Raw genomic sequence first — 8137 nt, forward strand, 5'->3', positions numbered from 1 at the left:
GACGCACCATTGAAATTCACCGAAGACAGGCTTGAACAAGCCATTATTGAATTGCTAGCAGCTGAGGGCTATCCACATACACTTGGCGAAACACTCGACCGCAATCCTGATGATGTGCTGATTAAGTCTGATCTTCGACAGTTTCTGGCGAGCCGTTATCAAGCAGACTTAATCACAGAGTATGAGATTGAGTCCATCATTCATAAGCTCGAATACCTCCCTGCCTCCGATCTGTACGACACAAACAAAGCCATTATGAAATGGGTCGCAGATGGCTTTTTACTCAAGCGTGAAGACCATACCCAAAAAGACTTATACATCCAGCTCATCGATTATGAAGCACTCGATAACAATCGCTATCGCATCGTCAATCAGATGGAGATACAAGGCTTTGAGACGCGTATACCTGATGGCATTCTCTATATCAATGGCTTACCACTGGTAGTGTTTGAGTTTAAAAGCAGCATCCGTGAAGATGCCACTATGTTTGATGCCTACACCCAGCTGACCACCCGTTATAAGCGCGATATTCCAGAGCTTTTTAAATACAACGCTCTATGCGTGATTAGCGATGGCGTCAACTCAAAGATGGGTTCGTTCTTTGCCCCTTATGAGTTCTATTACTCTTGGCGCAAGATCACGGGCGATGAAAACTTAGAGAAAGACGGTATTCATTCACTGCTAACGATGATGAGCGGCTTATTTGATAAAGCTCGTTTGCTCGATGTCATCCGCAACTTCATCTATGTGCCTGACAAATCAAGCAGGGAAGAGAAAATCGTTTGTCGTTATCCCCAGTATTATGCGGCCACCAAGCTATACGCTAACATCAAACAGCACATGAAGCTGACGGACAACCAGGGCAATCTAATTGACGATAATAGCTCATGTGATGGCGTTCGAGATGGAAAGGGCGGTACGTACTTTGGCGCGACGGGCTGCGGTAAGAGCTTCACCATGCTGTTTTTAGCGCGCTTACTGATGAAAGACGCCACGCTTGGTAGCCCAACCATTATCTTAATCACTGATCGTACCGATTTAGATGGTCAGCTGTCTGAGACCTTTACCAATGCTAAGACCTATATCGGCGATGACAATATCATCAGTGTCGAGAGCCGAGCGCATCTACGCGAACAGTTAAAAGGGCGCAAAAGTGGCGGTGTGTTCTTGACCACCATCCATAAGTTCACCGAAGACTTAGCACTTTTGACCGAGCGCAGTAACGTTATCTGTATCTCCGATGAAGCACACCGTAGCCAAATCAATCTCCAGCAAAAAATTACCGTCACCGAAGATGGGGTAAAGAAGTCTTACGGCTTCGCAAAGTATTTGCATGACTCATTACCCAATGCCACTTACGTGGGCTTCACGGGTACACCGATTGATGCCACCCTTGATGTCTTCGGCCCTGTAGTCGACAGCTATACCATGGTCGAGTCGGTATTTGATGAAATCACCGTACGTATCGTTTATGAAGGCCGCGCAGCCAAAGTGCTGCTCGATAGCAAGCAGCTTGATGAAGTAGAGAAGTATTACAAGCACAGCGTAGAGTCGGGCGCCAGTGTTTATCAGGTCGATAAAAGTAAAAAAGCCATGGCCAGTATGTCCACTATTCTTGGCGACCCTGACCGTATTAGAGCCATCGCTGAGGATTTCGTTGCACACTATAAAGCGCGAATAGAAGAGGGCACGACACAAAAAGGCAAGGCAATGTTTGTCTGTAGCAGCCGTGAAGCTGCCTATCAATTATTCCAAGACATCATAGCGCTGCGCCCCGAATGGGATGAGATCAAAGCCTGCGAAGAAAGCTCAAGCTTGACTGAGCAAGAACAAAAAGAAATCACACCTATTGAGCGGGTCAAAATGATCATGACTCGCAACCCAGACGATCCAAAAGCACTGTGGGATAGGCTCGGTAATAAAGACTATCGCAAAGCGCTCGACCGACAGTTTAAAAACGGCAAATCCAACTTCAAGATCGCCATCGTCGTCGATATGTGGCTCACAGGCTTTGACGTACCGTTTCTCGATACCATCTATATCGATAAACCACTGCAAAAGCACAGCTTGATTCAAACCATCTCACGAGTGAATCGTAAGTTTGAAGGTAAAGAAAGCGGCTTAGTGGTCGATTATATCGGGATTAAAAAGCAGATGAATCTAGCGCTCTCGCATTACACAGGCGGTCAAGTGCAAGACTTCGAAGATATCCAAAAATCAGTGGTAGTCGTAAAAGATCATTTAAGTCTGCTTGATGCTTTTTATTATAAGTTTGATTCCAGCCTTTACTTTAATGGTACCCCGATTCAACAGCTGAATTGTTTAAACGCTGCTGCTGACTTTGCGCTGCGCACGCAAAAGCTTGAAAAAACCTTTATGGATCTCACTCGCCGCATGAAATCCGCCTACGATATCTGTGTCGGTAGTGCAGAGCTGACCCCAGCGCACAAAAACAAAATCCATTATTACCTCGCGATACGTAGCATCATTTTTAAGATTACTACGGGCGGAGCGCCTGACACCGAACAAATGAACCAAAAGGTGCGAGACCTTGTCAAAGATGCCCTAATCAGTGACGGAGTAGAAGAGATATTTAAGCTCGGGGATGACAGTGATGGTGAGATAGACATCTTTGATGATGACTATCTGGCCAAACTTGAAATGGTCAAACAACCCAATACCAAGCTGCAACTGCTGCAACAGCTACTGGCAAAAGCCATCGGTGAGCTAAAAAAGACCAACAAAGTGAAGGGCGTTGATTTTAGTAAAAAAATGAATGCCTTGGTTGAGAAGTATAACGACCGTGACGAGCAAGATATATTACGTGCCGAAGTCATTGGCGACTTCTCTGATGAGATCATCAAGCTGTATCATGAGCTACGCGAAGAGATGGCATCGTTTGGTGAGATGGGTATCGACTTTGAAGAAAAAGCTTTTTATGACATTTTAATCATGCTTGCGCATAAATATGACTTTAGCTATCCAGAAGATAAGCTGCTCGAGCTGTCAAAAGAGGTAAAAAAACTGATAGATGACAAGGCTAAATACACCGATTGGAACAAGCGTGAGGACATCAAAGCTGAGCTACAATTTGATCTGATGATTTTATTAGATGAATGGGGCTATCCACCTGTAGACCCAAAAGAGGTCTATAAAGAGATATTTGAGCAGGCAGAAAACTTTAAGCGTCACCGAGCGGTGTAGACTGGTATGTCAATATTAGCTGGTGAAATTGATACATGGCTTGCGTTCATCATACTAGTAGGACTGATGTCCTTAGGTGGTTATTTTTGGCCTCACAAACTATTGCGCTATACGCTACCTATGATTTCCACCGCTTTTGTCATGGTGGTTGCCGCGATAAATTCTTCAACAGTAAGTGCTGCTGATGTGGTGCTAGGCAGCGCGTTTTTTTATGCATTTTTCTTATATTTTGGACGAGCATTTTATAAAGGTGAGAGAAGGTTGTGACAGTCAAAATAGTTTGGTATTTGCTATGACTGGAGCAGAATAATATTGATGTACAAAATCTTGATTTCAAATCAAACTTATTTTAGGAGCGCAACTATGGAGATCATAGGAATTGTTTTATTTATTATTGGTGTCATCATCTCTTTTATCTATGGGATTAAACTGATTATTATTGCCTTTCAAGAATCCATACTTTGGGGTCTGTTATATCTATTTCTTCCATTTGCCAACTTATATTTCATTATTACGCGCTGGGAAAAATGCAGAGATTCCGTTTTTAAGATACTGATGTCAATTCCGTTTTTATTAGTAGGCGCTATGCTTGGTTCAATGCAATAAAGTGTTAGAAGGAACGCCCTATTTATAAATGCTTAACCACACCCCATATAGGAGAAAACCATCTAAAAAACCAATTATTTAAAAGAAATAAAAGACAACTATGATTTTTATCAGTAATACCATTAGCCTAAGCGATAGTGAAGTCGAGATTAGCGCCATCCGCGCGCAAGGAGCAGGCGGGCAAAACGTCAATAAAGTCTCCTCCGCTATTCATCTACGCTTCGATATCAATGCCTCAAGTCTGAGTGACGTGCAAAAGCAGCGTTTATTAGACAGTAAAGACAGCCGTATCACTAAAGAGGGTATATTCGTCCTAAAAGCTCAGCAATTCCGTACCCAAGAGCGCAACAAGATTGACGCGTTTGAACGTCTCAAAGCTTTTATATTGCAATCTACCCAAGTCGTCAAAGCTCGCAAACCTACCAAGCCGAGCAAAAGTGCTAAGCGCAAACGTGTCGATCAAAAGACGCAGCGCGGCAAAACCAAAGCCTTACGCGGTAAGGTTGATTATTAAGCTCGATACTCTCACACCGAATTTGGACAATATCCTATGCTAATTAATGCAGATTTTTCACGTCGTGCTGAGCTGATGGCTGAAGAGCATCAATGGATTAAATCACCACAAAATGGCGTCGAGCGCGTCATGCTTGATCGAGTGGGCGCAGAGAAGGCGCGGGCGACTAGCCTTGTGCGTTATGCGCCAAGATCGCATTTTCCGCATCATCAGCATCCGGGTGGTGAGGAGATTTTGGTATTGTCAGGTACTTTTTCTGCTGATGATAAGCACTATCCCGCTGGCTGGTATCTACGCAATCCGCCAACATCAGGCCATACGCCTTATAGCGATGAAGGTGCGGTTATCTTTGTTAAGCTGCGACAGATGTCACCGTCCGAAGAGCGTCATGTCGCTATCGATACGCACGATAGCGTAAACTGGCAACGAGTCGGCAACCATGAGGTTTGTGCTTTATTCTCGGACGATAGCGAACAGGTGAGTTTACAGCGTTTGAGCGCAGGTGATGCATTATTCACAGAAGATCTTATGACTCAAGCGATTGAGGGTGGTGCAGAACTGCTGGTGGTCAAAGGCACTCTGCTAGAAGGCGATAAAACGCATAAACAAGGTAGCTGGCTACGCTTGCCCGTAGGTGTGCAGCCACAGATGAAAGCAGGTACAGATGGCACTACCGTCTACCTTAAGACGGGACATCTTGCTAAAATTATTGGCGCAGATGTCCAAGAGCTCATAGAAGAAAAGGATAGATAGTAAGGACATCTAGACGCTAATAAAGCGATTAACGTCCCGTCCATACCGCATGGCGCTTTTCGATAAAGGCGTCAATGCCTTCGCTTACATCGTCTGCCATCATATTACCCGTCATCACTTTACCAGCATATTCATAGGCATCCGCTAAATCCATGTCCAATTGTTTATAGAACATATCTTTGCCCGTTTTGACCGCGACAGAGGATTTGGCAGTAATGGCATCGATTAAAGATTGCAGCGTTGCATCTAACTGATCCGCTGAAGCTATACGATTAATCAGTCCTTGCTGCATGGCTGTATGAGCATCGATAAACTCACCCGTGATAAGCATTTCAAAAGCTTGCTTGCGAGATAGGTTGCGGCTGACGGCAACGGCAGGGGTTGAACAAAACAGTCCGACATTGATGCCAGAAGTCGCAAAATTAGCCTCATCAGAAGCTACCGCTAAGTCGCAGGCCGCGACCAGTTGACAGCCTGCGGCGGTAGCGATGCCTTGCACCTTGGCAATCACGACTTGCGGCATCTGATTGATGGTCAGCATCATTTGACTACATTGCTTAAATAACGCACTGTGGAATGCCTCATCTGAGTTTGCACGCATCTCTTTTAGGTTGTGACCTGCACAAAATGCCTTGCCATTCGCCGCAATGACGACCACACGTATATTACTATCTTGGGCGATGCTGTCCAGCTCTGCCTGCATAGCGGATAACATATCGACCGATAGCGCGTTGAATTGCTTGGGGCGGTTTAACGTGAGGGTGACGACGCCGCTTGCATCTTTACTGTCTTCTCTGATAATTAACGGTTCGTTGATGCCAGTAGTAGGGGCTTCTTTGTTTGTAGTATTCATTCATCATCCTTGATATAGTTGATTCACTCTAAAAAAGATACCGTGCTGCTGGGGTAAATTTTGTGCAGCATCTGTCGGCGTAGGCACAGCAAGCAAGCAAAATTTATACCAGTAGCACGTGACTATTAATAATGTATCGTAATCATGTATCGATTTTATTTAGTATTGACTATAGTTGGTGTTCTGTTCATTCACTTGAATGATAGCATGGTAGGCGAGTTATACAATAGAGTGCTGATATTGAAATTGCACATATAAAAATAGCGCATTCATAATATGAGTGCGCTATTTTTATTTACCAACCTGTTAATCAATACCAGCCAAAACATTCTTTAACCGTTATAACTGCTATAGTTGATACTAAATTAAATGTATACATTAGATTATGACGCGAGACTGGGAAAAATTTTTCTTGCGTGCTGTGTCTACGCTGACAGAGGCTTCGCAAAATTTGTCCCAGTCTCACTGTATCTCTTTTATATTGACCTGACTATATTAAGTGGATACTGGCGTATCTAATGCCACTGCTGGTACATTGCTTTTTTTACCATCAACTGCGGCGCTTAGATTCACTAAGAAGATAGCGACGGCAGCGATCATGCCTGGTATGGCAATAAACAAGAAGTTCATCTGGTGGCTAAGCTCAAGCGTGAGTAACGCTCCAGTCAAGATAGGACCTACGATAGCGCCAATGCGACCGATACCCGATGCCCAGCCCATAGCAGTGGTACGTACAGCGGTCGGATAATACTGAGCGACAAAGGTGTAGAGCAGTATCTGTGAGCCAATAGTAGTCGCACCTGCAATCGCGATAAGGGTATAGAGCACCACTTGTGGGCTGTTGTAGCCAAGTAATATCAATGCAGCAGCACCAGCGACAAACATAATCGTTAATACTGGTTTTAAATGGAATCTATCAGCCAGCACACCGCCACCAATAGCACCGATCATCCCGCCAATATTAAGCGCAAATAAGAACAGCATACTAGCGCCTAGCGAGTAACCTGCTTGAATCATCAGCTTCGGCAACCAGCTGGCAAGAGCGTAGACCATCAACAAGCACATAAAGAAGGCGATCCAAAACATAATGGTAGTAAAGCCACGGTTTTTTAGGAATAACGCTTTGATAGGAGCGTCATCGCCTTTGGTTGGTTCATCTAATATTAAGGTAGTGGAGGTCGTGATAGTTTCTTGTGGTGCAAGTCTGCGGACGATTTTTTTGGCGTCGTCATGTCTTTTTTCTTTGACCAAATACATCAAAGATTCAGGCAGCATTTTCCAAATGATTGGTAATAGCAAGGTAGGAATACCTGCGATATAAAACATAATCTCCCAGCCATAATCTACCACCAAAAATGATCCTAGCAATGCGGATGCCATACCACCTATCGCGTAACCACTAAACATAATGGCGACTAGCGTACTACGCATACGCTTTGGAGCGTATTCAGAGGTCAGCGCCACACAGATGGGCATCACGCCGCCGATACCAAGACCGGCAATGAAGCGTAAAGCCGCAAACTGCATTGGACCATTAGCAAAGGCCCCAAAAAAGGTAAAGCTGCTGAATAGGGCGACGCAGATCATGATGGTCTTTTTGCGGCCGATTTTGTCAGACAAAGTACCAAAAATCATGGCACCAAACATCATGCCAAATAGGGCAGCACTGGCAAGAAAGCCTGCCTGTACTGAAGTCAATGACCACTCTTCCATAAGTAGCGGTAGGGCGACGCCATAAATGATGAGATCATAACCATCAAAGATGATAATCAGTAGACACCAAAACAGCACCTTCCAATGAAAGGGCGCAAATTTGGCTTCATCAATAACTTTATTGATATTTAAGGTGGGTGATTCCATTCGTGTTTCTCCATGGGTAATATCCTTATAACTATCTAACAAGTTATGGTTTTCTAATGAGCAAGTCAAAAACTATCTAAGCATAAATATATACCTATAAAGTATGGGTTTTGATTTTTTAGGGTGTGAGAAAGTATAAGGACGTATAATTTCTTTAATTAAAATCAGTGAGATTTTTATAAAAAACATCTAAAAAACTTGTAAGGCTATGAATATTCATAGGATTTATTCTTTTGGAGAAAGTTATGTTTTTATTGGCAATAGATGGTTTTTCTTAAAAGATAGACAAAAAAACAGCTCATATATCTTTTAAATAGATCCGTCTTCCAAATTTTACTTCCCAAAAG

The 8137-nt window shown here is 43.7% G+C and carries 7 protein-coding genes; 5 read left to right on the forward strand and 2 right to left on the reverse strand.

Annotated features, from left to right (window positions below; all coding sequences use genetic code 11):
* Positions 1-9: 9 nt before the first annotated feature.
* The 5 genes from PENNN9_RS06035 (at position 10) to PENNN9_RS06055 (ending at position 5077) form a co-directional block, all read left to right on the forward strand.
* The gene (locus PENNN9_RS06035) at positions 10-3204 is read left to right on the forward strand and encodes a type I restriction endonuclease subunit R (protein WP_058368803.1); all 3195 of its coding nucleotides are present in this window, start codon (positions 10-12) and stop codon (positions 3202-3204) included.
* A 6-nt stretch (positions 3205-3210) separates the two neighbouring features.
* Positions 3211-3471, forward strand: a complete 261-nt coding sequence (locus PENNN9_RS06040) for a hypothetical protein (RefSeq protein ID WP_075103035.1) — start codon at positions 3211-3213, stop codon at positions 3469-3471.
* A gap of 96 nt (positions 3472-3567) precedes the next feature.
* Complete coding sequence (locus PENNN9_RS06045) at positions 3568-3810, forward strand: hypothetical protein (RefSeq protein WP_058368805.1); 243 nt, start codon at positions 3568-3570, stop codon at positions 3808-3810.
* Between the two features lie 100 nt (positions 3811-3910).
* A complete protein-coding gene (arfB, locus tag PENNN9_RS06050) occupies positions 3911-4324 on the forward strand; it encodes an alternative ribosome rescue aminoacyl-tRNA hydrolase ArfB (protein WP_058368806.1) in 414 nt (137 codons plus the stop codon).
* A gap of 36 nt (positions 4325-4360) precedes the next feature.
* Positions 4361-5077 carry a cupin domain-containing protein gene (locus PENNN9_RS06055; RefSeq protein WP_058368807.1) on the forward strand — a complete coding sequence of 239 codons (717 nt, stop codon included), beginning with the start codon at positions 4361-4363 and terminating at the stop codon, positions 5075-5077.
* A gap of 28 nt (positions 5078-5105) precedes the next feature.
* On the opposite strand, the gene PENNN9_RS06060 is transcribed toward PENNN9_RS06055, so the two are convergent.
* Together PENNN9_RS06060 and PENNN9_RS06065 are read right to left on the reverse strand one after the other, a co-directional pair.
* Positions 5106-5930, reverse strand: coding sequence for an enoyl-CoA hydratase (locus tag PENNN9_RS06060; protein ID WP_058368808.1), 825 nt, complete (start codon positions 5928-5930; stop codon positions 5106-5108).
* Positions 5931-6425: 495 nt separating this feature from the next.
* Positions 6426-7790: an aromatic acid/H+ symport family MFS transporter gene (locus tag PENNN9_RS06065; RefSeq protein WP_058368809.1), complete on the reverse strand. Its 1365-nt coding sequence runs from the start codon at positions 7788-7790 to the stop codon at positions 6426-6428.
* Positions 7791-8137 lie beyond the last annotated feature (347 nt).

It is taken from the genome of Psychrobacter sp. ENNN9_III, assembly GCF_001462175.1.
Taxonomy (GTDB): Bacteria; Pseudomonadota; Gammaproteobacteria; order Pseudomonadales; family Moraxellaceae; genus Psychrobacter.

Bases quoted from the DNA above. Each gene is read 5' to 3' on its own strand.
- PENNN9_RS06040 (WP_075103035.1), top strand. From the start codon at position 3,211: ATGTCAATATTAGCTGGTGAAATTGATACATGGCTTGCGTTCATCATA.
- PENNN9_RS06045 (WP_058368805.1), top strand. From the start codon at position 3,568: ATGGAGATCATAGGAATTGTTTTATTTATTATTGGTGTCATCATCTCT.
- arfB (WP_058368806.1), top strand. From the start codon at position 3,911: ATGATTTTTATCAGTAATACCATTAGCCTAAGCGATAGTGAAGTCGAG.
- PENNN9_RS06055 (WP_058368807.1), top strand. From the start codon at position 4,361: ATGCTAATTAATGCAGATTTTTCACGTCGTGCTGAGCTGATGGCTGAA.
- PENNN9_RS06060 (WP_058368808.1), bottom strand. From the start codon at position 5,930: ATGAATACTACAAACAAAGAAGCCCCTACTACTGGCATCAACGAACCG.
- PENNN9_RS06065 (WP_058368809.1), bottom strand. From the start codon at position 7,790: ATGGAATCACCCACCTTAAATATCAATAAAGTTATTGATGAAGCCAAA.